Genomic DNA, 22,482 nt, shown 5'->3' with positions numbered 1-22,482 from the left:
ATGAAAGTGAAAGAACTGAAAGCGCGTCAGACGACCGGATGCCGCGCCACGAAGTGACCCGGGCCGACCTCGACCAGCGGCTGCACGTCGGGCTCGTAGCCCACCGGGTGCACCGGGCTCGGGATCTCGCCCTTCTGCAGCGTGCGGCCGATGTGGCGGCGCGTCGGGTCGGCCACCGGCACGGCGGCCATCAGGCGCTTGGTGTAGTCATGCTGCGGGTTCTCGAAGATGGCGCGGCGCGGGCCGATCTCGACGATCTGGCCGAGGTACATCACGGCGACGCGGTGGCTCACGCGCTCGACCACGGCCATGTCATGCGAGATGAAGAGAAAGGCCACGCCCAGTTCGCGCTGCAGGTCGAGCAGCAGGTTGACGATCTGCGCCTGGATCGACACGTCGAGCGCCGACACCGACTCGTCGGCCACCACGACCTTGGGGTTGAGCGCCAGCGCGCGCGCGATGGCGATGCGTTGCCGCTGGCCACCGGAGAACTCGTGCGGATAGCGCTGCGCATGGTCGGCCGGCAGGCCGACCTTCTCGAGCAGCCAGCGCACGCGCGCCTGCGCCTCGTCGCCGCTGGCGATGCCGTGCACCAGCAGCGGCTCCATGATCGAGTAGCCCACGGTCACGCGCGGGTCGAGCGAGGCGAACGGGTCCTGGAAGATGAACTGGATGTCGCGGCGCAAGGCCTGCACGTCTTTCTTCGGCAGCTCGAGGATGTTGCGGCCGTTGAATTCGATGACGCCGCGCTGGCTCTCGACCAGGCGCAGCAGCGAGCGGCCGGTGGTCGACTTGCCGCAGCCCGATTCACCGACCAGCGCCAGCGTCTCGCCCGCGTGCAGGTCGAAGCTCAGCTTCTCGACCGCATGCACGCGGCGCGTGACGCGGCCGAGGATGCCGCTGCGCAGATCGAAGCGCGTGACCAGGTCCTTCACGCGCAGGATGGGCGGCTGGCCGGCGCGCACGGTGTCCTGCGGCATGGCCGCCACCGGTGCCGCGTCCCCATCGACCCGCAGCAGCTCGAACTTGGCAGGCAGGTCGGTGCCGCGCATCGCGCCGAGCTGCGGCACGGCCGACAGCAGGGCGCGTGTGTACGGGTGGCGTGGATCGGCGAACACCTGCGTGGCGGTGTCGGCCTCGACCTTGTCGCCGCGGTACATCACAAGCACGCGGTCGGCCACTTCGGCCACCACGCCCATGTCGTGCGTGATGAAGAGCACGCCCATCTGCATCTCGGTCTGCAACTCGCGGATGAGCTGGAGAATCTGCGCCTGGATGGTCACGTCGAGCGCGGTGGTGGGCTCGTCGGCGATCAGCAGCGACGGCTTGCACGACAGCGCCATCGCGATCATCACGCGCTGCCGCATGCCGCCCGAGAGCTGGTGCGGGAAGCGGTCGAGCACGTTCTTCGCTTCGGGGATGCGCACCAGTTCGAGCATGCGCAGCGCCTCGGCACGCGCGGCGGCGCGGTCCTTGTTCTGGTGGATCGCGATGGCCTCGGCGATCTGGTCGCCGGCCGTGAACACCGGGTTCAGCGAGGTCATCGGCTCCTGGAAGATCATTGCGATGTCGGCGCCACGGATGCCGCGCATCGTGGCGTCGGGCGCGCGCGCCAGGTCGAGCACCTGGCCGTTGCGGCGGCGGAAGGCCATGCGGCCGTTGACGATCCGGCCGCCGCCGTATTCGACCAGCCGCATCAGCGCGAGCGAGGTGACCGACTTGCCCGAGCCCGATTCGCCCACGATGGCCAGCGTCTCGCCGCGCTCGACGTGAAACGAGAGGTTGCGCACCGCATCGACCACGCGCTCGGAGGTCGAGAAGCGGACGGTGAGGTCTTCGACCGCCAGCACTTGGCCGTCGGGCAGGGTCGGCGTGGAAGCGGCAGCAGCGCGCGCGTTGGGGGCGGTGAGAACGGCAGACATGGGCAACCCGATTCAGCGGTGAACGGCGGTGTGCGGCGCTTCGGCGCCGCGGGCATGGGCGCGGTACATGCCCTCGGTGTTGAAAGGCAGGCAGACATTGCCCAGCCGGTCGACCGCGATCAGTCCGCCCCGCCCGCCGATGGCGGGCAGCGTCTCGTGCACCATGGCATCGGCGGCCTGCTGCAGCGATGCGCCGGCGTAGCGCATGCGCGCGCAGATGTCGTAAGCCGCCACGGCGCGCATGAACATCTCGCCGCTGCCGGTGCAGGAAACAGCCGCGCTGCGGTCGTCGGCATAGGTGCCCGCGCCGATCAGCGGCGAATCGCCGATACGCCCGACGCGCTTGTTGGTCATGCCGCCGGTGGACGTAGCCGCCGCCAGATGGCCGTGCATGTCGAGCGCCACCGCGCCCACGGTGCCGAACTTGCTGCCTTCGACCAGCGGTGCGCCGTCGTGGTCGAGCGCCACGCGGTCGGCCGAACGCGCATGGCGCAGCTGCTGGCGCCGCGCCTCGGTGGAGAAGTACGACGGGTCGACCATCTCCAGCCCCTGCTCGCGCGCGAAGGCTTCGGCGCCCATACCGGCGAGCAGCACATGCGTGCCGTCCTGCATCACGGCACGGGCGGCGCGCACCGGACGGCGGATGTGGCTGACGCCGGCCACCGCGCCGGCGCGCAGGTCGGCGCCGTCCATCACGGCGGCGTCGAGCTCGTGGGTCTCGTCGTGGGTGAACACCGCGCCGTGGCCCGCGTTGAAGAGCGGGCAGTCCTCCAACATCTCCACGGCCAGCGTGACCGCGTCGAGTGCCTTGCCGCCGCCCAGCAGCAGCGCCTGTGCAGCGCTGACGATCGCGTGCAGCGCATCGTGGTAAGGCTGCGCGGCCAGGGAACCGGGAGGGACGGCGGCAATGGTGCCGGCGCCGCCGTGGATGGCGATCACGGGAATGACGTTCATGGTGTGTGTCAGGTGGCCGCCCGCGCAATGACCGCGCCGGCTTCGGATTCAGGGACAGGCGGTACAGGCGTTGGGGCCGCCACGGTTTCAGCGGTTGCCGCGGTGCGCAGGCCCTGCGCGCCGTGCAGCCAGGGCACCACCGACTCGACCACCTTGCCGGCGAGCTGGAAGGCGCCGGGCGTGCGCAGCGCGACGGCGCTGGAGAGCGCCTCGATCAGCGCCAGCACGCTGGTCTCGCAGTTGGGGCGGTAGCGGGTCTCGGCCTGCGCGTAGAGCACGACATCGGCCAGCGGCGCGAGCGGCGAGCTGGGGCGGTCGGTCAGCACCAGCACCGGCACGCCGTGGGCACGGGCAATGCCGGCGAGCGTCACGGTGTCGGTCAGATAGCGCGGAAAGCCGATCGCCACCAGCAGGTCGCCGGGCGTGCCGCGCGAGAGCGACCGCGCGCCATGTGTCGCACCGCTGACGGTCGGCAGCAGGCGCAAATCGGCGCAGTAGGCATCCAGGCCATGGTGCAGGAGGCCGGCCAGATGGGCGCTGGCACCGTATCCGGCGATGAACACGGTGCGCGCATCCAGGATGTACTGCACGGCGCGCTCGCAGGAACCGTAGTCCAGCGTGCGACGCGTGGCCTCGATGTTCCGATGGCTCTCTTCCAGCGCGGTGGCGAAAACCTCCGCCACGGTGGAAGGCTGCGCGAGATTGCCGCGCAGCTGCTCGACCGGCGCAATCAGCGGCTCGAAGCCGCGCACCAGCTCACCGCGAAAGCTCGCGTACCCCTCGAATCCCAACGCCCGGGCGAAGCGGTTGGCCGTGGCCACCGACACACCCGCCACTTCGGCCAGCTCGTCGATCGGCAGCGTAGCCACCTGCAGCGGGTGCGTGAGCACGTAGTCAGCCACCTGCCGGTGCGAACGCGTCAGGCGCGGCAACGCCTGCGCGATACGCTGCGCCACCGTGGTGCCAAGGGTCGAGGAAATCGAGGTCATGCCGTCGTGAATGCACGCTTCGTGGGCAAAAAAGTAAATTTGATTACAAATATACCGCCACAAAGAAAATTTTTGGTCATTTCTGATCGCGCAAGCAAATTTCAGACCACCTTTTCTGATCGCTGGAGCTCCGTGTCGTTCCGGGACTACGTGCCCAACCGGGAGACTTCACCAGAACGGGCATCACCCGCTTGACGACACTCGCTGTCCTGCGCACCTGTCGGCGTCGCTCAAGCGCCTTTCCTGGCGTTCCTCAAGCAGGAAGTCCGTCGGTTGCAGGCGGCGGCCTGAGTTGGCTTCCCGGCCGCTCAGGTCTGGCGAGCGCAGCCCGCAGCCTGCTGTACGCGACGCCCTCCCATTCAACGGGCTGCTGATTTTTCGCGCACAGGTAGTGGTGAGTGAAGACCGACAGGTAGGCGTCCAAGGTCTGCGCAGTGCGATGCTCGCCCGCCAGATCCATGCACAGTGCAGCCACCTCGCTGGTGCAGAAATGGTCGCCGCGGCCGGAGCGGCGCAGCTGGTATTGGGAGACCTGGTCGGGCTGCAGGCTGAGCACCGGCAAGGCGTCGAGGTACGGGCTTCTTCCGAACATCTTGCGGGCCTCGGCCCAGGTCCCGTCAAGCAGGATGAACAGCGGGCGCCTTCCGGTTCCTTCACCCCAGGGCGCTGGCGGAGGCACGGCATGCACCACCACCCGCTCGGGCGCCGCGTACTGCCCCGGGAACACCACGAAGGGCTGCCACTGCGGATCGCTCAGCAGGGCGAGCAGCGCAGGATCAGTCTCGGTGCGTGCCCAGCCAAAGGCAAAGGTGTCGGCCACCACATCGGCGATCAGCCAGCCAGTGTTGCTGGGCTTGAGCGGCTCCTTGTACGACATGAGCAGGCACACGCCGGCGCGCGTGTCCATGCTCGGGTGCAGGGCACACATGCAATGGCTCGGCGCCAGCCTGCAGCCCTCGCAACGCTCGCGTTTGAAGCCGCCATGGGCGAGAAAGGGATTGCCGCTGCGCGCAAGGCGTGCGGCGCGCAGCAAGGCGACGGCGTGAGGCATCCGGGGATTCTCGGGCAGCGCGCGATCCGGTAATCTGGGCGCAGGCCAGAAGACCTGGAAACGGAACCCTCTCGCACGCAATGACCTCCCCCTCAGCATGACCCTGCGGCGCCAATTTATCGAAGCAGGACTGATCATGCTGGCTTCGTCGACCTTGCTGGGTGCCTGCACCAAAGAAGACCCTCAGATGCAGGCACGCTGGACACAATGGCAATCCCGTTGGCGATGGATGCAAGGCATTGCCCGCCAACGCGGCTGGGAGGTGACACCGCTGCACACGGCGCCTGCGGCCACCGAAAGCCAGGTCGCCGCCGTCGAGCAGCGCCATCGCATGGCCATTCCGGCGCAGCTGCGCAGTGTGCTGACGCAGCTGTCTGCCGAGGTGGCCTTCGGCTGGCATGTGCCGTCCCATCTTCGGTCGATGGAAAAAGACGAAATGCCCAACATGAGCTTCAACCGCGATGCGGTGTGGAGCCTGGCGCATATCGACGATATGGCAATGCCGATCTTCCTGGAATGGAAAAAGGACCTGGCGGGCAAGGACCTGTCCGAAGCCCCCAACCGGCCGGACATGTGGGAGCATCAGTTCGCCTTCTACAACCTCGTCAATGGCGACTGGTTGACGATCGATGCGACCCAGCCCGACCCCGCGAAACAGCCGGTGCGCTACTTCTCGCACGAACTGGAGATGCTCCATGGCCTGGCGCTCGCGCCGGACTTCTTCACGTTCATCACGCAGATGTCGCAGCTCGGCCTTGCTGGCACCGAATGGGCTTCATGGATGCGCTTTGGCAATGGCGTGAAAGGCGATACGTTCTACCTCGACGCCGGCAGCGACGGCGCCAAGGGGTGGATCGCGTGGCTGGAGCGCGATCCGAAGAATGTCGGCCCCGATGAGCCACCGCTGGCGGTGGTGGAAAGAACGGGTGCGGATCGTGCGCTGCTCAGTGCAGCGCGCGCCAATTCGCTCACCGGCGTCGATGCAGCGCTGCGCGCCGGTGCCACCCCGGACTGCGTACCGAGCAGCGATTGGCTGCTGGACGAGACGGCAAGCGAGCAGGAGTTTTTCACAGCCATCACTTACGCCACACGCCACGACAACACAGCCATGATCGAGCGCCTGCTCCAGGCGGGTGCGACACTGAATACACGGCTGCTGCCGCTCAACGCAGCGGTCAAGGAAAGCGCGCTTGGCACCGTGCGCTGGCTCGTGGCGAACGGCGCACGCGTGAACGGCTGGAAGCACCAGCGCTATTGGCCGCTGCACGATCTGGTCGTCACGCGCGCAGAGATCGCCTCGATGACCCGCGAGCAGTACAGGCAACGACTGCTCAAGCGCTACAGCTTTGGCGATCTGTCGCGGCTCGACACATTGATCGATCAAGCCAAGGACGAACAGACCCGCCAGCGGTATCGGGATGCCAAGCGCGCCCTCGAGGCGTACGCCAAGGAGCCCCCCAAGGAACTCGACAAGCAGCTCAAGGCCCACATCAGCCAGGCGGACTACCTGAGCATGCTGGAGGCGTTGTTGAGTGCCGGCGCCGACCCGGACGCGCCCTGGGACAACGGCGTCACGATGCTCGGCTGGGGCGGTAGCGCCACGGCAAGGGTGCTGCTCGCACATGGCGCCAATCCGAATGTCCGCGACGCCCACGGTCGCATGCCGTTGCACTCGGCCAACACAGGCGACAAGGTGCGCGTGCTCGTTGCCGGCGGCGCCGAGGTCAATGCCCGGGCCCTCCCGCCGAACGGCGAGCAAGGGACGAAGTACACGCCGCTCCAGGCGGCGCTGCTGTCTCGCTCGCTCAGCGGCGACAGCGCCATCCTGGCCCTGCTCGAACTGGGTGCAGACGCGACTCTTGCCGATGGCAACGGACGTTCGACCCTGGCCTATTGCTCGCAAGAGGACGTCTTTCGGTTGATCATGGCCAAGGGGCTCGACCCGGTGGCGCTGGAGCCGGGCAGGCAGACGCTGCTGCACAACCTGACCCGCTATCACTGGCTACCGCGCCGGTCGTTTCCGCAGGAAGTCGCCTTTCTCGATTTCCTCCTCGGCTTGGGAATCGACATCAACGCCCGCGACGACCAAGGCCGCACCATGCTGCACTACGCCGCCGAGCGGGAGAGCGATGACGAGAGCGTGCCCAACTACGACATCGTCCTGGTCAGAGGTGCAGACAAGAACATCCAGGACAACGAGGGAAAGCGCCCGGTCGACCTGCTTGCAGGCTCGCTGAGAAAGGTGCGCACGCTGTTGCAGTGAGACGCACGGCAGACCTGCAAGGCCCGAGCCGGGCCCATCGGATCACGCTCGAGCCGGAGTGTCAGCCGAGCATGGTGCCCGTGTCCCGGTAGCGCAGGTGCCAGGACAGCGCCTTCTCCAGCACATGCGGCGTCTGCCCGCCACGCGTGGCGACGGCCTCTTCATAGTACGCGCGCAGCATGTCGCGGTAGGGCTGGGCCGTGCAGTTCTCGATGATGGCGTGCGCCCGCTCGCGCGGTGCCAGGCCGCGCAGGTCGGCCAGCCCGACTTCGGTGACCAGGATGTCCACGTCCTGCGGGATATGGTCCACGTGCGAGACCATCGGCACGATGCTCGACACCGCGCCGCCCTTGGCCACCGACTTGGTCGCGAAGATCGACAGGTAGGCGTTGCGCGCGAAGTCGCCCGAGCCACCGATGCCGTTCATCATGTGCGTGCCCAGCACGTGCGTCGAATTGACGTTGCCGTAGATGTCGGCCTCGAGCGCCGTGTTGAGCGCGATGATACCGAGCCGGCGGATGATCTCCGGGTGGTTGCTGACCTCCTGCGTGCGCAGCACCAGCCGGTCCTTGTACGCATCGAGGTTGCCGAAGACCTGCGCGGCGCGCGCCGGCGACAGCGTGATCGACGAGCCCGACGCGAAGTCGAGCTTGCCGGCATCGAACAGGTCGAAGGTCGAGTCCTGCAGCACCTCCGAATACATGCTCAGGTGCCGGAACGGCCCGGCGCCCAGCCCTGACATCACCGCATTGGCGACGGTGCCGATGCCCGCCTGCAGCGGCAGCAGCCGCTCGGTGAGCCGGCCCTGCGCGACCTCGCGCTCGAAGAATTCGACCAGATGCCCGGCGATGGCCGCCGTCTCGGCATCCGCAGGCAGCACGTTCGAGGTGCTGTCGGCCTTGTCGGTGATGACGATGGCGACGATCTTCTCCGGCGGGATCTCGATGGCGGTGGTGCCGATGCGGTCGTACGGCGTCATCAGCGGCATCGGCTCGCGCTGGGGGCGGTGCTTGGGAATGAAGATGTCGTGCAGGCCTTCCAGCGCCGCCGATTGCGTCATGTTGATCTCGACGATGACCTTGTCCGCCAGGATCGCGAAGCTCGCGCTGTTGCCGATGGAGGTGGTCGGCACGATGGCCCCGGTTTCGGTGATGGCCACCGCCTCGATCACCGCGATGTCGATGGGCGGTATCTGCCGGGTGCGCAGCAGTTCGACCGTCTCCGACAGGTGGTGGTCGATGAACATCACCTCGCCGCGGTTGATCGCGGCGCGCAGCGTCGGGTCGGCCTGGAAGGGCATGCGTCGCGCGATGGCGCCGGCCTCGGCCAGCGTGCGGTCGATGTCGCTGCCCAGCGAGGCACCCGTCATCAGCGTGATCTTCAGCGGCTCGCGCCGGGCGCGTTCGGCCAGGGCCAGCGGCACGGCCTTGGCATCGCCTGCGCGGGTGAAGCCGCTCATGCCGACGACCATGCCGTCGCGGATCCATCCGGCGGCGGCGTCCGCGCTGGTGACGCGGTTCAGCAATTCGGGCAGGCGGATGCGGCTTTCGTAGGACATGGCGGGCTCTCGTGGATGGGCAGGGGAAGGAAAAAACGCGGGGCTCATTGCAGCCGGTAGTCGACCGGCCGCAGCGGCGGCGGCGCGGGTGCGCCGACCGTCTCGAGCAGGTCGATTTCCAGCGTGCGGCAAATCGCCTCGAGCGGGAGGTCGTTGGGTTCGATGCCGAAAGGCTCCTCGATCTCGTCGCCCAGCGCGTCGAGGCCGAAGAAGGTGTACGCGATGATCAACGTCACGAAGGGCGTCATGAAGCCGATCGAGTCGATCAGACCGAAGGGCAACAGGTAGCAATACAGGTACGCGGTGCGATGCAGCAGCAACGTGTACGAGAAGGGGATGGGCGTACCGCGGATACGCTCGCACGCCGCGGCCGCGCCGCTCAGGGCGGACAGCGTCCCATCGATCGCCACCGCGACGCAGGGGTCGATGCGGCGGCCGCGCAGCGCCTCTTGCAGGTCATCGCCCATGCGCAGCATCAGGAAGTGCGGTCGGTTGGAGAAGGCGCGCATAGCCTGCCGTTCAGGTTCGCGCAGAAAGCGCTGCACGTCGGTCATCGGATCGCTGCCGCGCAGTTGATGCCGCAGCGCATGCGCGAAGGCCGCGGCGCGCAGGGTCATGCGCACGCGCAGGTCGTCCAGGCCACCTGAACCCGGGCCTTCCAGGCGCGCCGGCCCGTCGCCGTCGATCAGGCTCTGGCACTGCCGCGCCAGATTGCGCGAGCGCAGCACCACTTCGCCCCAGAGCTTGCGCGCCTCCCAGAATCGATCGTAGGCGGCACTGTTGCGAAAGCCCAGGAAAATAGCCAACGGGAGGCCAATGAGGGTGAAGGGCACGGTGCCGATCGGGATCTTGAACTGCCCCAGGTGGCCGTGGGCCAGGGTCACGAGGATGGCGACGATGAGGTTGACCAGCAGCGCGGGGCCGATGCGCCACAGGATCGAGCCGCGCCAGAGAAGAAACATCTTCAGCCCGGAAGGGCGATTCCGGACGATCATGGGAAGCGGGGTCGAGGAGGCATGGAGCGGGGGGCGGCGCTGAGCAGGACGGCAGCCACCATTGTCCTCCAAGGCGCCGCAGGGGGTGCCGAAGGGGGCGCAGCGGGGCGCGCTCAGCTGAACGCGTCAGGCTCCGTGGGGTCCATCCGCAGCACCTTCGCCACGACCGCGCCGGAAAAGCCACGCGCCATCAGGAAGCGCATCTGCCTGGCGCGCTCCTTCGCGTCCTGCGGCGGCACCTCGAAGCGGCGGCGCCACACCTCGAAGGCACGCGACGTTTCGCTTTCCCGAAGGCCGGCCACTGCTTGGGCAATGGCTTCAGGCGCAATCCCCTTGTGCTGGAGTTCTTGCCGCACCCTTGCCGCGCCCATGCGCGGCGCGCGCTGGTGCACCACCGACTGAACCACGCGCGCCTCGCTGATGAAGTCTTTCGCGGCGAGTTCGTCGAGCGCCGCGGCCAGGGTGCCGGGCACCTCCTCGTACTTCGCCAGCTTGCGTTCGAGCTCGGTGCGCGAATGCTCGCGCTGGCTCAGAAGCCGCAGTGCGCGGCCCTTGAGCGAGGGCGCGGCAAAACCCATTATTCCTTGGCTGCCAGCTTGGCCGCCTTGGCATCGGCCTTGGTCTTGGCGTCGCTCTCGGCCTTGGCTTCCGCCGAGCCGGCTTCGGCGGCGAGCAGCGGGATGCCCAGCGACTCGCGCACCTTGTTCTCGATTTCACGCGACAGCGTCGGGTTCTCGCGCAGGAATTCGCGTGCGTTGTCGCGGCCCTGCCCGATCTTCTCGCCGTTGTAGGCGTACCAGGCGCCCGACTTGTCGACGATCTTGGCGACCACGCCCATGTCGATGATCTCGCCCTCGCGGCTGATGCCCTCGCCGAACAGGATGTCGAACTCGGCGGTCTTGAACGGCGGCGACACCTTGTTCTTCACCACCTTGACCTTGGTCTCGTTGCCGATCGCCTCGTCGCCCTTCTTGATGGTGCCGATGCGGCGGATGTCCAGGCGCACCGAGGCGTAGAACTTGAGCGCATTGCCGCCGGTGGTGGTTTCGGGCGAACCGAACATCACGCCGATCTTCATGCGGATCTGGTTGATGAAGATGACCATGCAGTTGGTCTTCTTGATGGTGGCGGTGAGCTTGCGCAGCGCCTGGCTCATCAGGCGGGCCTGCAGGCCGGGCAGCGAATCGCCCATTTCGCCTTCGATTTCGGCCTTGGGCGTCAACGCGGCCACCGAGTCGACCACGATCAGGTCGACGGCGCCCGAGCGCACCAGCGAGTCGACGATTTCCAGAGCCTGCTCACCCGTGTCCGGCTGGCTGATCAGCAGGTCGGACAGGTTGACGCCGAGCTTCTGGGCGTACTGCACGTCGAGCGCGTGCTCGGCGTCGACGAAGGCGCAGGTGCCGGCCTGCTTCTGCATTTCGGCGATGACCTGCAGCGTGAGCGTGGTCTTGCCCGACGATTCCGGGCCGTAGATCTCGATGACGCGGCCGCGCGGCAGGCCGCCGACGCCCAATGCGATGTCCAGGCCCAACGAGCCGGTCGAGACGACCTGCACGTCTTCCAGCGCCTCGCCTTCGCCCAGCCGCATGATCGTGCCCTTGCCGAACTGCTTTTCGATTTGCGCGAGTGCGGCCTGCAGGGCCTTGGCTTTTTCGCTGCCTGCGACCGAGATGCTGGTGCCCTTGACGAGTGCGTCCATGAGAAAACTCCTTGAATATCAACGGTGGTGTGGGATGCCATCCTCGCTGCTTTTAACCACAGGCTGGATGCTTGAACAGTAGTGTAGCGATGGGTCTGATGAAGTAAACCCATTTTTTGGTCAGTTTGCTTTACTATTTGCACCATGACCGACATGCCCTTCGCCAGCGACCCCGACGCCTGGCGCCAGACCCATCTGGGTCGCCTCCTCGGCCATGCGATGCGGCGCTTCGACGAGCGGGTGCTCGCACTCATGGCGCACGACGCCGAAGTGCCGCTGGCGTTGTCCAACCTGGCTGCCCGCGCGCAGGTGAGCGCCGCGCACATCCACATCACGCGCCACCTGGCGCGCGGCGGCTCGCGGCTCACCGACATGGCCGAGCGTGCGGGCATGACGAAGCAGGCCATGGGCGCACTGGTCGACCAGTGCGAGGCCTGGGGCCTGGTCACGCGCGGGGCCGACCCGCACGATGCGCGGGCGCGCCGCGTGCTTTTCACCGCCGACGGCCTGGCCTGGCTCGACGCCTTCCGGCGCGCCGTGGCACAGGCCGAAGCCGAGTTCCGCGCCAGCGTGGGCAAGGACGTGGCAACGGTCGTGATGCTGGGGCTGGAGGCCTACGCGACCTGAGCCCCTGAGGCCGCCGCGCCCGCGCCGTCCTCGTACCAGCGGTCCTTGCCCAGCATCACACGGTGATGCCCGACGCCCGAAGGCATCATCGGAAAACAGTTTTCCTGGGCGACCACCTGCACGTCGAGGAAAAAGGGGCCGGGGTACGCCAGGCATTCGGCCAGCGCAGCGTCGAGTTCGCCCGGATCGGCCACGCGGCGCGCACCCCAGCCAAAGGCCCGGGCCAGCGCCACGAAGTCGGGCAGCGCCTCGTTCCAGCTGTGACTCAGGCGGTTGCCGTGGTTGAGCTCCTGCCATTGGCGCACCATGCCCATGTAGCCGTTGTTCGACAGCACCAGCTTGACGGGCGTGCGATGCTGCATGGCGGTCGACAGTTCCTGGATATTCATGAGCACCGAGGCGTCGCCGCTCACGCAGACGGTGAGCGCCTGCGGATGCGCCACCTGGGCACCGATGGCCGCCGGCAGACCGTAGCCCATGGTGCCGGCGCCGCCCGACGTGAGCCAGCGGCGCGGCCGTTCGAAGCGCAGGTACTGCGCGGCCCACATCTGGTGCTGCCCGACATCGGTCGAGACGATGGCGTCGCGTCCGTCGAGCTGGCGCTGCAGCGCCGTCATCAGTTGCTGCGGCAGGATGGCGTCGGCACGCGGCGCGAAGGCCAGGCAGCGCTCGGCACGCCAGCGCGCGATGCGCTGCCACCAGGGCGCCAGCCGCTCGGAGGCCCCGAGCGCATCGTCGGCATCACCGAGTTCGGGCAGCGCGAGCAGCGCATCGAGCACGGCGCCGCAATCGCCCACCATGGGCACGTCGACCTGCACCACGCGGTTGATGCTGCCAGGGTCGATGTCGATGTGGATCTTGCGTGCGTGCGGACAGAACTCGTCGAGCTTGCCGGTCACGCGGTCGTCGAAGCGCGCGCCCACGCAGACCACCAGGTCGGCTTCGTGCATGGCCAGGTTGGCCTCCAGCATGCCGTGCATCCCGAGCATGCCGAGGAACTGCGGGTCGCTGCCCGGAAAAGCGCCCAGGCCCATGAGCGTGAGCGTGACGGGTGCCTGCAGGCGGCGCGCGAGCTGCACAAAGGCCGCACAGGCGTGCGGTCCGGCATTGACCAGACCGCCGCCGCCGTAGAGCACCGGCCGGCGCGCGGTCGACAGCAGGTCGGCGGCGCGCTGCAACGTGTTGCGCGGGGGCAGCTTGCGCGCGCCGTTGAGCGTCTCACGCAGCGCACGACGCGGCGCGGCGGCGGCCACCCGTCCCAGCACGGCCAGCTGCACATCCTTGGGCACGTCGAGCAGCACCGGGCCGGGCCGGCCGGCGGCGGCGATCTCCAGGGCACGGCGCACGGCGTCCGGGATGTCGTCGGGGCGGCGCGGCTGGTGGTTCCACTTGGTCACGGAGCGCGACATGCCCAGCGCGTCGCTCTCCTGAAAGGCCTGCGTGCCGATGCCGGCGGTGGCGACCTGGCCGCTGATGCACAGCACCGGCACCGAATCGCTGATGGCGTCGAGCAGGCCGGTGATGGTGTTTCCCACGCCCGGCCCCGACGTGACGAGCACCACGCCGACGCGGCCGGTGCTGCGCGCATAGCCTTCTGCTGCGTGCACGGCGGCCTGTTCGTGGCGCACCAGCACGTGGCGCAGCCGAGGCTCACCGTGCAGCGCGTCGTAGAGCGGCAGCGCGGCGCCCCCGGGATAGCCGAACAGCGTGTCCACCCCGCATTCGACCAACGTGTCGAGCAGCGCCTGGGCGCCGTTGCGCAAGCGCGTCGGCGAGGCCACAGGGGGCAGCGAAAGTTCAGAAGGGGGTGCGGAAACTTGATTCATGCGGTGATTCTTCCGGTTCACGCGCAGAATTTGCTTCATTCTTTGGACTCATTTGCCCTTATTCATGAAAAACAATCGCCTCAAGTCGGAAGAACGCGAAGAATTTTTTGACAAGACCGACATGGCCATCCTGCGGCTGTTGCTGGCCGACTCGCGCCAGACGCTGCAGGACATCGGCAGCCAGGTCGGCCTGTCGCCCACCACCTGCTGGAGCCGCATCAAGAAGCTGGAGGCACAGGGCGTGATCAAGCGCTACACGGTCGACGTCGATGCCGACAAGCTGGGCTACCACGACTCGGTGATCGTGCAGCTCACACTGGAGAGCCACACCGACGAGACGCTCTACGAGTTCGGCCGCGTGCTCGCCACCATTCCCGAGGTGCAGGAGGCCTACCTGGTCTCGGGCGACTACGACTACTACATCCGCATCGCCGTGCGCGACACCCGCGACTACGAGCGCCTGCTGCGCGAGAAGCTCTACAAGATTCCTGGCATCCGCCACAGCCAATCGCACTTTGTTCTGCGCGTGCTCAAGGAAGCGAGCGTGCCACTGCTGTAGAAACGGCCTCACGCGCTGCGGGCCGTGCGCGTAATCCACAGGGCGCAAGACCGCACTTGATCCCTAGAATCCGCCCGACCTGACCGGTGCGGTCACGCCCCGGCACCCAAGGAGCAGCCATGAGAATCCTGATAGCCGAAGATGACCAGGTGCTCGCCGACGCACTGCTGCGCAGCCTGCGCACCTCGGGGGCGGCGGTCGATCGCGTGGCCACCGGATCGCAGGCCGATGCAGCGCTGATGATGAACAATGAGTTCGACCTGCTCATTCTCGATCTGGGCCTGCCCAACATGCACGGCCTGGAGATCCTGCGGCGCCTGCGCGCGCGCGGCTCCCAGCTGCCGGTGCTGGTGCTGACGGCAGCCGACAGCGTGGAAGAGCGCGTCAAGGGCCTGGACTATGGCGCCGACGATTACATGGCCAAGCCCTTCTCGCTGCAGGAGCTCGAAGCCCGCGTGCGCGCGCTCACGCGCCGCGGCATGGGCGCCACCAGCAACGCGATCAAGCACGGCCCGCTGGTCTACGACCAGGCTGGCCGCGTGGCCACGGTCGACGGCAAGATGGTCGAGCTGTCGGCGCGCGAACTCGGTCTGCTCGAAGTGCTGCTGCAGCGTGCCGGGCGGCTGGTGAGCAAGGACCAGCTGGTCGAGCGCCTGTGCGAATGGGGCGAGGAGGTCAGCATCAACGCGATCGAGGTCTACATCCACCGCCTGCGCAAGAAGATCGAGAAGGGCCCGGTGCGCATCGCCACCGTGCGCGGGCTGGGCTATTGCCTGGAAAAGATCCCGGGCTGAACGGCCTTGAAACTTTTCCAGCGCGCGCAGCGCTCCCTGTTCGGAGAGATCCTCGACTGGATGCTCACGCCGCTGCTGCTGCTGGTGCCGGTGAGCATCGGCGTGACGTGGCTGGTGGCTCAAGGCATTGCCAATGCGCCCTACGACCGGGCGCTCGAATACAACGTGCAGACACTGGCCCGGCTGGTCACGGTGCAGAACGGGCGCCTGCAGTTCCTGCTGCCGCAGCCCGCGCGCGAAATCCTTCGCGGCGACGAGTCCGACCGCGTTTACTACCAGGTGCTCGACGGCCAGGGCGCGTTGCTCAGCGGCGAGCGCGACGTGCCGCCGCCGCAGGCAGACGAGCCACCCGTGCCGGGCGTGGTCTACCTGCACGACGCGGCCATGCGCGGGCGCGCCGTGCGCGTCGCCACGCTGTGGGTGCCCTCCGACACGCCCGACGGCCGGCCCGCGCTGGTGCAGGTGGCCGAAACGCGCACCAAGCAGTCGATCCTGGCCACCGAGATCATCAAGGGCGTGCTGCTGCCGCAGTTCGCCATCCTCCCGCTGGCCGTGCTGCTGATCTGGCTGGCGCTGGTGCGCGGCATCAAGCCGTTGTCGGTGGTGGAGGCACGCATCCGCGAGCGCCGGCCCGACGACCTGAGCCCGCTCGACGAATCGACGGTGCCGCTGGAGGTGGCGCCGCTGGTGTCGTCGGTCAATGAACTGCTGCAGAAGCTGCACGACTCCATGGCCACACAGAAGCGCTTTCTCGCCGACGCCGCGCACCAGCTCAAGACGCCGCTGGCCGGGCTGCGCATGCAGGCCGACCTGGCCCAGCGGCAAGGCGCGAGCGCCGAGGACCTGAAGCAGTCGCTCAAGCAGATCGGCCGGGCCAGCGTGCGCGCCACGCACACCGTCAACCAGTTGCTGTCGCTCGCGCGGGCCGAGGGCAGCGGCACCAAGGTGGGCGTGGGCCGCCAGTCCTGCGACCTGGCGCGGCTGACCATGGAAGCGGTGCGCGAGGCGGTGCCGCGCGCCATCGAAAAGCGCATCGACCTGGGCTACGACGGCGCCCAGCCCGGCGCGCCCGGCACGCTGATGCACGGCAACCCGACGCTGCTCAAGGAGATGGTGCGCAACCTCGTGGACAACGCCATCAACTACACGCCCTCGACGCCCACGCACCCGGGGGTGATCACCGCGCGCCTGCTGGCCGACCCTTTCGGCCACATCGCCGTCCTGCAGGTGGAGGACAACGGTCCGGGCATTGCCGAGGCGGACCGCGAACTGGTGTTCGAGCCCTTCTATCGCGTGCTGGGTAACGAGGCCGATGGCTCCGGGCTGGGCCTGCCGATCGTGCGGGAGATCGCACGCCAGCACCACGCGACCGTCCAGCATGAGGATGCGCATCCGGGCCAGCACCCGCCGGGCTCGCGCTTCAGCGTGCGCTTCGATCTGGGGACGAATTAGGGCGTTGCGCCTTGGTGTGCGGATGTGTGCGGATGCGGACCGCTAGAACGCCATGCCGCTCGGCCGCACGCTCACCTCGGCGCTGGTGACTTCCTGCAGGCCCTCGGCCGTGCGCACGCGCAACTCGCCGCCCCAACCCACGCCCTCGCAATGGCCACGCGTGCCGTCGCTGAGTTGCACGTCGCGCCCACGCAGGGCATCGCGCGCGGCAAAGCGCTCGGCGAAAGGCGCAAAACCCCGCTCGGCGAAGGCCTGCACCGTAGCGATCAACGGCGGCACCACGTCGAGGAGCAACTGGCCAGGCGTCGCGTCCGGCCGCCATTCCTGGACCCAGGCCGGCGGCATGCGCAAGCCCTCGGCCTCGCGCGGACCGACGTTCACGCCGATGCCGATCACCACGTAGCGCTGCGCCGCATCGCCCAGCGGCACGGCCGTCTCGATCAGGATGCCGACGAGCTTGCGGTCGTCCACCCACAGGTCGTTGGGCCATTTCAGGCGCACACCGGCCGATGCGGTCGGATCGAGGCTTTCGGCCACGCTCACACCGACGGCCAGCGACAGGCCGGACCAGTCCTTCGGGGTCAGCGGCAGCCCGAGGGAAAAGGTCAACGAGGTCCGTTGCGCGGTGTCCTGGGTACTCTGCCAGGGGCGGCCCAGGCGGCCCCGGCCGGCGGTCTGGCGTTCGGCCACCAGCAACACGGGCTCGCAGCGGCCGGCGCGCGCACGGCGCATGAGTTCGGTGTTGGTCGAGTCGATCTCGGCGACCTGCTCGACGCCGAAACCCGGCAAGATCGGCGTGACAGCGGCTGTCAGCCCTGCTGCGAAGTCAGGGGCGGTACCCACGCTCAGACCCCTGGCGCCCGCACGGCCTTCTGTGGCTTTTCCGACTTGTTGGCCTTCTTCTCTGCCTTCTTCAACGCCTTGACCGCCTTGGCCTCCGCCTTCGCGGCCTTGCTTGCCTTCTTCTCGATGGCCTTCTTCTTGGCGCCCTTCTTCTTGCGTTTTTCCTTCTCCGGCTTGGGCGCGAGCAGCGTGCCGCGGCAGCTCGGGGCTCCGCACCAGCAAGGGAAGTCGTCCAGCAGTTCCTGGGTGTACGGCAGGTCGATCACCAGGCCGTAGTCGTAGTTGAGCTCTTCACCGGCGGCGATGTTGCGCAGCGCTTTGATGAAAATGCGGCCATCGACTTCGTCGGCCTCGCAGTTCGGCTCGCAGGCATGGTTGATCCACCGGGAGGCGTTGCCGCCCACCTTGCCATCGATCACATTCTTGTCATCGACATGGAAGTAGAAGGTGTGGTGGGGCTGTGCAGGATCGTGCGGATGGCGGCGCAGCGCTTCCTTCCAGTTGATGACCTCGCCCTTGTATTCGATGAGCGTTTCGCCCTCGGCGATGTCCTGTACGGCGAACACGCCCTTGCCATGGACGCCGGAGCGCCTGGTCTGGATGCGGCGGCCATGCGCCGAAGGGGTTTTTGAAGGCATCGCCGAAGTCTGATAGTTTGAATGTGCACACATGTGCGCGTGCGCGTACGCACGCGACAGTCGCCAAGTATAGAGAGAGCCCAGATGACAAAGACTTTGGTTATTGCAGAAAAGCCGTCGGTGGCGCAGGACATCGTCCGCGCGCTGACGCCGACCGCAGGCAAATTCGACAAGCACGACGACCACTTCGAGAACGAGCATTACGTCGTGACGAGCGCCGTCGGCCATCTGGTCGAGATCCAGGCCCCCGAGGAATTCGACGTGAAGCGCGGCAAATGGAGCTTCGCCAACCTGCCGGTGATTCCACCGCACTTCGACCTCAAGCCCGTGGACAAGACCAAGACGCGCCTGAACGCCGTGGTCAAGCAGGCCAAGCGCAAGGACGTGACCCAGCTCATCAACGCCTGCGACGCGGGCCGCGAGGGCGAACTGATCTTCCGCCTGATCGAGCAGTACGCCGGAGGCAAGACCCCGCTGAACAAGCCGGTCAAGCGCCTGTGGCTGCAGTCGATGACGCCGCAGGCGATCCGCGACGGCTTCGAGTCGCTGCGCACCGAAAAGCAGATGCAGGGCCTGGCCGACGCCGCGCGCTCGCGCTCCGAGGCCGACTGGCTGGTCGGCATCAACGGCACGCGCGCCATGACGGCGTTCAACTCGCGCGATGGCGGCTTCTTCCTCACCACCGTGGGCCGCGTGCAGACGCCCACGCTGTCGGTGGTGGTCGAACGCGAGGAACAGATCCGCAAGTTCGTCTCGCGCGACTACTGGGAAATCCACGGCACCTTCCAGGCCGAGGCCGGCCAATACCCGGGCAAGTGGTTCGACGCGAACTGGAAGAAGTCGACCGCGCCGACGCTGGCCAACGGCGAGCCCGATGCCGAGCAGCGCGCCGACCGCGTCTGGAACGAACGCGACGCCCGCGAAATCGCCGACGCCGCACGCGGCAAGCCGGCCACCGTCACCGAGGAAAGCAAGCCCACCACGCAGGCCTCGCCGATGCTGTTCGACCTGACCTCGCTGCAGCGGGAAGCCAATGGCCGCTTCGGTTTCTCGGCCAAGACCACGCTGGCGCTGGCGCAGAGCCTGTACGAACGCCACAAGGCGCTGACCTACCCGCGGACCGACTCGCGCGCGCTGCCCGAGGACTACCTGCCGGTCGTCAAGGACACGATGAAGATGCTCGCCACGAGCGGCATGAAGCACCTGGCACCCTTCGCGCAGCAAGCCGTCGACGGCAGCTACGTGAAGCCGAACAAGCGCATTTTCGACAACGCCAAGGTGTCGGATCACTTCGCCATCATCCCGACGCTGCAGGCGCCCAGCGGCCTGTCGGACGCCGAACAGAAGCTCTACGACTTCGTGGTGCGCCGCTTCATGTCTGTCTTCTTCCCGAGCGCCGAATACCAGGTGACCACCCGCATCAGCACGGTCGAACAGAACGGCAAGAAGTACCCCTTCCGCAGCGACGGCAAGGTGCTGGTCAAGCCGGGCTGGCTCGCCATCTACGGCAAGGAAGCCATCAACGACGACGACGAGAAGGATGGCAAGAACCTGGTCATCGTGAAGCCGGGCGAAACCGTGCAGGCGGTCGCCGTCGACACCAAGGGCCTGAAGACGCGCCCGCCTGCGCGCTACTCCGAAGCCACGCTGCTCGGCGCCATGGAAGGCGCGGGCAAGACCATCGACGACGACGAGCTGCGCGAAGCCATGCAGGAGAAGGGCCTGGGCACGCCCGCCACGCGCGCGGCGACCATTGAAGGCCTGATCGCCGAGAAGTACATGCTGCGCGAGGGCCGCGAGCTGATCCCGACGGCCAAGGCCTTCCAGCTCATGACGCTGCTGCGCGGGCTGGGCGTGGAAGAACTCTCCAAGGCCGAGCTGACCGGCGAATGGGAATACAAGCTCGCGCAGATGGAAAAGGGCGCGCTCAGCCGCGATGCCTTCATGCGCGAGATCGCCGCGATGACCGAACACATCGTGAAGAAGGCCAAGGAATACGACCGCGACACGGTCCCCGGCGACTATGCGACGCTGGCAGCGCCCTGCCCGAACTGCGGCGGCGTGGTCAAGGAAAACTACCGGCGCTACACCTGCACCGGCAAGCAGGGCCAGGAGGGTTGCGGCTTTTCCTTCGGCAAGTCGCCAGCCGGGCGCACCTTCGAGGTGGCCGAGGCCGAGCAGTTGCTGGCGAACAAGCACATCGGCCCGCTGGAAGGCTTCCGCTCCAAGGCGGGCTGGCCCTTCACCGCCGAGATCATCCTGAAGTTCGACGAGGAAGAAACGAAGAACTGGAAGCTGGAGTTCGACTTCGGCGACGACAAGAACGAGGAGAGCGGCGAGATCGTCGACTTCAGCGCGCTGGACACGGTGGGCCCCTGCCCGATCTGCGGGGCGCCAGTGTTCGACCACGGCAGCAACTATGTCTGCGAGAAGTCGGTGCCGACGACGGCCCAGCCGACACCCAGCTGCACCTTCAAGACCGGCAAGATCATCCTGCAGCAGCCGGTCGAGCGCGAGCAGATGGAAAAGCTGCTGGCCACCGGCAAGACCGACCTGCTCGACAAGTTCGTCAGCATGCGCACGCGCCGCGCCTTCAAGGCCTTCCTGATCTGGAACAAGGAGGAAGGCAAGGTGACCTTCGAGTTCGAGCCGCGCACAAGCAAGTTCCCACCGCGCAAGACCTTTGGCAAAGCGGCGCCTGCGGCAAAGAAAACGGCGGCTGCCAAGAAGGCACCGGCGGCAAAAAAGGCAGCCGCCAAGAAGGCCACTGCGCCCAAGGCGCCGCGCAAGACCGGCGCCGGGCTGACGCCGAGCGCTGCGCTGGCTGCGGTGATCGGCACCGAACCGGTGGCGCGCACGGAGGTGATCAAGAAGCTCTGGGACTACATCAAGGCCAACGGCCTGCAGGATGCAACCAACAAGCGCGCCATCAACGCCGACGCCAAGCTCAAGGCTGTGTTCGGCAAGGACCAGGTGACGATGTTCGAGCTCGCCGGCATCGTCGGCAAGCACCTGACGGCGGCGGCGGCCTGAGATCCGCCACCCCCTGCACCGTTGGGGGTGACCGCACGGCCCGCGGGGGTTGGTACATGTTCTTACGTGCGCCCCCGCCTGGCCCGCCTATAGTGGAACGACACTTTCGGAGTCCCAATTTGAAGTTCTTGAGCATCGTCCTGGTCGCACTGGCCTTCGTTTCGGCCTGCAGCGGCGTGCCGAACGCGGGCGATCACCGGGCGGACGACAACCGGGCCGGCGCCTCGCGCAGCGGGGTGGAGGTGTTCGGCACGATCGACGCCGGCGTCAGCCGGTACGAGAAGAAGTAACCGTCGCCACGGGCGGCGGCTGCAGTGCCGCCGTCGCTTCCACGGCCTGCTCGGCCATCGGCAGCAGCCAGTTGCGGAAGTGGCCCAGCGTGGCCAGTTGCCCGCGCCCCTCCGGGTAGCAGAACCAATAGCCGGTGTCGCCCCGGTACCCGCCTCCCGGCAGCGGCTCCTCGACCAGCCCCGAGCCGATCTCGTCCTGTACCAGGCAGCGCGGCACCAGCGCCACGCCCATGCCCACCATCACGGCGCGGATCATGGTCTGGAACTGGTCGAACTGCGGCCCGGCCAGCGGGTCGAGCCCGCGCACGCCGTGCGCCTCGCTCCACTGCAGCCACGATTGCGGCACGCTCACATGGCGCAGCAGCGTGCAACGCGCCAGGTCCTGCGGCGAGCGGATGGGCACTTCGGCCAGGCCCGTGCGGGGCGCGATCAACGCGACGTCCTGGCCGGCCAGGTAGTGCGAGCGCGCGCCCGGCCAGTGGCCATCGCCGAACAGGATGGAGCAGTCGAGCTCGGGCCGCTGGAAATCGTAGCCGTGCACGAAGGGCACGAAATGCAGGGTGATCTGCGGATGCACGCGCTGGAAGTCCGGCAGCCGCGGAATCAGCCACTTGGCGCCGAAGGTCGGCAAGGTCGACAGATGCAGGGCACCGCCACCGTCGCCGCTGGTGATGAGTTCGAGGGTGGCGGCTTCCAGTCTTGCGAGCACGGCGCGCACTGCCTTTTCGTAGCGTTCGCCCGCAGGCGTGAGGGTCAGGCGCTTGCGACTGCGCTCGAACAGCGGCACGCCGATCCAGCGTTCGAGTTCCTGCACCTGCTTGCTGACGGCGCCCTGGGTGAGGTGCAGCGCTTCGGCCGCGCGGGAGACGCCGCCGAAACGCGCGACGGTGGAAAAGGCGCGCAGCAGGTTGAGCGGCGGGTTCAGGCGGCGAAGCGACATTCAAAAGCACCCATCAAATCATTCCAATTTGGAATGTTATCAGGTA

The 22,482-nt window shown here is 67.5% G+C and carries 19 protein-coding genes; 7 read left to right on the top strand and 12 right to left on the bottom strand.

Features of this window, described 5'->3' with window-relative positions; genetic code table 11:
* Positions 1-26: 26 nt before the first annotated feature.
* The 4 genes from J2W36_RS12330 to J2W36_RS12315 form a co-directional block, all read right to left on the bottom strand.
* Entirely contained in the window at positions 27-1,922 is a 1,896-nt protein-coding gene (locus J2W36_RS12330) for a dipeptide ABC transporter ATP-binding protein (protein WP_307690030.1), read from the bottom strand.
* A gap of 12 nt (positions 1,923-1,934) precedes the next feature.
* On the bottom strand, positions 1,935-2,876 hold the full coding sequence (locus tag J2W36_RS12325) for an isoaspartyl peptidase/L-asparaginase family protein (RefSeq protein ID WP_307690029.1): 942 nt from the start codon (positions 2,874-2,876) through the stop codon (positions 1,935-1,937).
* Between the two features lie 8 nt (positions 2,877-2,884).
* Positions 2,885-3,865: a MurR/RpiR family transcriptional regulator gene (locus J2W36_RS12320; protein ID WP_307690028.1), complete on the bottom strand. Its 981-nt coding sequence runs from the start codon at positions 3,863-3,865 to the stop codon at positions 2,885-2,887.
* Positions 3,866-4,118: 253 nt separating this feature from the next.
* Positions 4,119-4,916, bottom strand: coding sequence for a tRNA-uridine aminocarboxypropyltransferase (locus tag J2W36_RS12315; protein WP_307690027.1), 798 nt, complete (start codon positions 4,914-4,916; stop codon positions 4,119-4,121).
* Positions 4,917-5,052: 136 nt separating this feature from the next.
* Here J2W36_RS12315 and J2W36_RS12310 point away from each other — a divergent pair, with 136 nt between their 5' ends.
* On the top strand, positions 5,053-7,179 hold the full coding sequence (locus J2W36_RS12310) for an ankyrin repeat domain-containing protein (protein WP_307690026.1): 2,127 nt from the start codon (positions 5,053-5,055) through the stop codon (positions 7,177-7,179).
* A gap of 61 nt (positions 7,180-7,240) precedes the next feature.
* On the opposite strand, the gene scpC is transcribed toward J2W36_RS12310, so the two are convergent.
* The 4 genes from scpC to recA all read right to left on the bottom strand — a co-directional run bounded on the left by scpC (position 7,241) and on the right by recA (position 11,434).
* Positions 7,241-8,737, bottom strand: a complete 1,497-nt coding sequence (gene scpC / locus J2W36_RS12305; protein ID WP_307690025.1) for a succinyl-CoA:acetate CoA-transferase ScpC — start codon at positions 8,735-8,737, stop codon at positions 7,241-7,243.
* 44 nt (positions 8,738-8,781) lie between these two features.
* The gene (locus J2W36_RS12300; RefSeq protein WP_307690024.1) at positions 8,782-9,732 is read right to left on the bottom strand and encodes a bestrophin family protein; all 951 of its coding nucleotides are present in this window, start codon (positions 9,730-9,732) and stop codon (positions 8,782-8,784) included.
* Between the two features lie 113 nt (positions 9,733-9,845).
* The gene (gene recX / locus J2W36_RS12295; protein ID WP_307690023.1) at positions 9,846-10,310 is read right to left on the bottom strand and encodes a recombination regulator RecX; all 465 of its coding nucleotides are present in this window, start codon (positions 10,308-10,310) and stop codon (positions 9,846-9,848) included.
* Positions 10,310-11,434: a recombinase RecA gene (gene recA / locus J2W36_RS12290; RefSeq protein ID WP_307690022.1), complete on the bottom strand. Its 1,125-nt coding sequence runs from the start codon at positions 11,432-11,434 to the stop codon at positions 10,310-10,312. Before recA ends, recX begins: the two co-directional genes overlap by 1 nt.
* 144 nt (positions 11,435-11,578) lie before the next feature.
* Here recA and J2W36_RS12285 point away from each other — a divergent pair, with 144 nt between their 5' ends.
* A complete protein-coding gene (locus J2W36_RS12285) occupies positions 11,579-12,061 on the top strand; it encodes a MarR family winged helix-turn-helix transcriptional regulator (RefSeq protein ID WP_307690021.1) in 483 nt (160 codons plus the stop codon).
* On the opposite strand, the gene ilvB is transcribed toward J2W36_RS12285, so the two are convergent.
* Entirely contained in the window at positions 12,049-13,887 is a 1,839-nt protein-coding gene (ilvB, locus tag J2W36_RS12280; RefSeq protein ID WP_307690020.1) for a biosynthetic-type acetolactate synthase large subunit, read from the bottom strand. The two genes, J2W36_RS12285 and ilvB, sit on opposite strands and share 13 nt — an antisense overlap.
* 64 nt (positions 13,888-13,951) lie before the next feature.
* Between ilvB and J2W36_RS12275 the strand changes: the two genes are divergently transcribed.
* The 3 genes from J2W36_RS12275 to J2W36_RS12265 all read left to right on the top strand — a co-directional run bounded on the left by J2W36_RS12275 (position 13,952) and on the right by J2W36_RS12265 (position 16,692).
* Positions 13,952-14,446, top strand: a complete 495-nt coding sequence (locus J2W36_RS12275) for an Lrp/AsnC family transcriptional regulator (protein ID WP_307690019.1) — start codon at positions 13,952-13,954, stop codon at positions 14,444-14,446.
* 119 nt (positions 14,447-14,565) lie between these two features.
* Positions 14,566-15,240: a response regulator gene (locus J2W36_RS12270; protein ID WP_307690018.1), complete on the top strand. Its 675-nt coding sequence runs from the start codon at positions 14,566-14,568 to the stop codon at positions 15,238-15,240.
* 6 nt (positions 15,241-15,246) lie between these two features.
* Positions 15,247-16,692: a sensor histidine kinase gene (locus J2W36_RS12265; protein ID WP_307690017.1), complete on the top strand. Its 1,446-nt coding sequence runs from the start codon at positions 15,247-15,249 to the stop codon at positions 16,690-16,692.
* 42 nt (positions 16,693-16,734) lie between these two features.
* On the opposite strand, the gene J2W36_RS12260 is transcribed toward J2W36_RS12265, so the two are convergent.
* Positions 16,735-17,541 (bottom strand): biotin--[acetyl-CoA-carboxylase] ligase, encoded by an 807-nt coding sequence (locus J2W36_RS12260; RefSeq protein WP_370869318.1) that lies wholly within the window; start codon positions 17,539-17,541, stop codon positions 16,735-16,737.
* Positions 17,538-18,173 (bottom strand): SET domain-containing protein, encoded by a 636-nt coding sequence (locus J2W36_RS12255; RefSeq protein WP_307690015.1) that lies wholly within the window; start codon positions 18,171-18,173, stop codon positions 17,538-17,540. The genes J2W36_RS12260 and J2W36_RS12255 overlap by 4 nt, the downstream gene beginning before the upstream one ends.
* An 84-nt stretch (positions 18,174-18,257) precedes the next feature.
* Between J2W36_RS12255 and J2W36_RS12250 the strand changes: the two genes are divergently transcribed.
* Both J2W36_RS12250 and J2W36_RS12245 read left to right on the top strand, forming a co-directional pair.
* The gene (locus J2W36_RS12250) at positions 18,258-21,206 is read left to right on the top strand and encodes a DNA topoisomerase III (protein ID WP_307690014.1); all 2,949 of its coding nucleotides are present in this window, start codon (positions 18,258-18,260) and stop codon (positions 21,204-21,206) included.
* A gap of 119 nt (positions 21,207-21,325) precedes the next feature.
* On the top strand, positions 21,326-21,496 hold the full coding sequence (locus J2W36_RS12245) for a hypothetical protein (protein ID WP_307690013.1): 171 nt from the start codon (positions 21,326-21,328) through the stop codon (positions 21,494-21,496).
* On the opposite strand, the gene J2W36_RS12240 is transcribed toward J2W36_RS12245, so the two are convergent.
* Positions 21,474-22,436 carry a LysR substrate-binding domain-containing protein gene (locus tag J2W36_RS12240; RefSeq protein WP_307690012.1) on the bottom strand — a complete coding sequence of 321 codons (963 nt, stop codon included), beginning with the start codon at positions 22,434-22,436 and terminating at the stop codon, positions 21,474-21,476. The two genes, J2W36_RS12245 and J2W36_RS12240, sit on opposite strands and share 23 nt — an antisense overlap.
* Positions 22,437-22,482 lie beyond the last annotated feature (46 nt).

Source organism: Variovorax ginsengisoli, assembly GCF_030811835.1.
In the GTDB taxonomy this organism is placed as follows: domain Bacteria; phylum Pseudomonadota; class Gammaproteobacteria; order Burkholderiales; family Burkholderiaceae_C; genus Variovorax; species Variovorax ginsengisoli_C.
The sequence above is the reverse complement of the archived record's forward strand: the minus strand, read 5'-3'. Positions and strand labels throughout refer to the sequence as shown.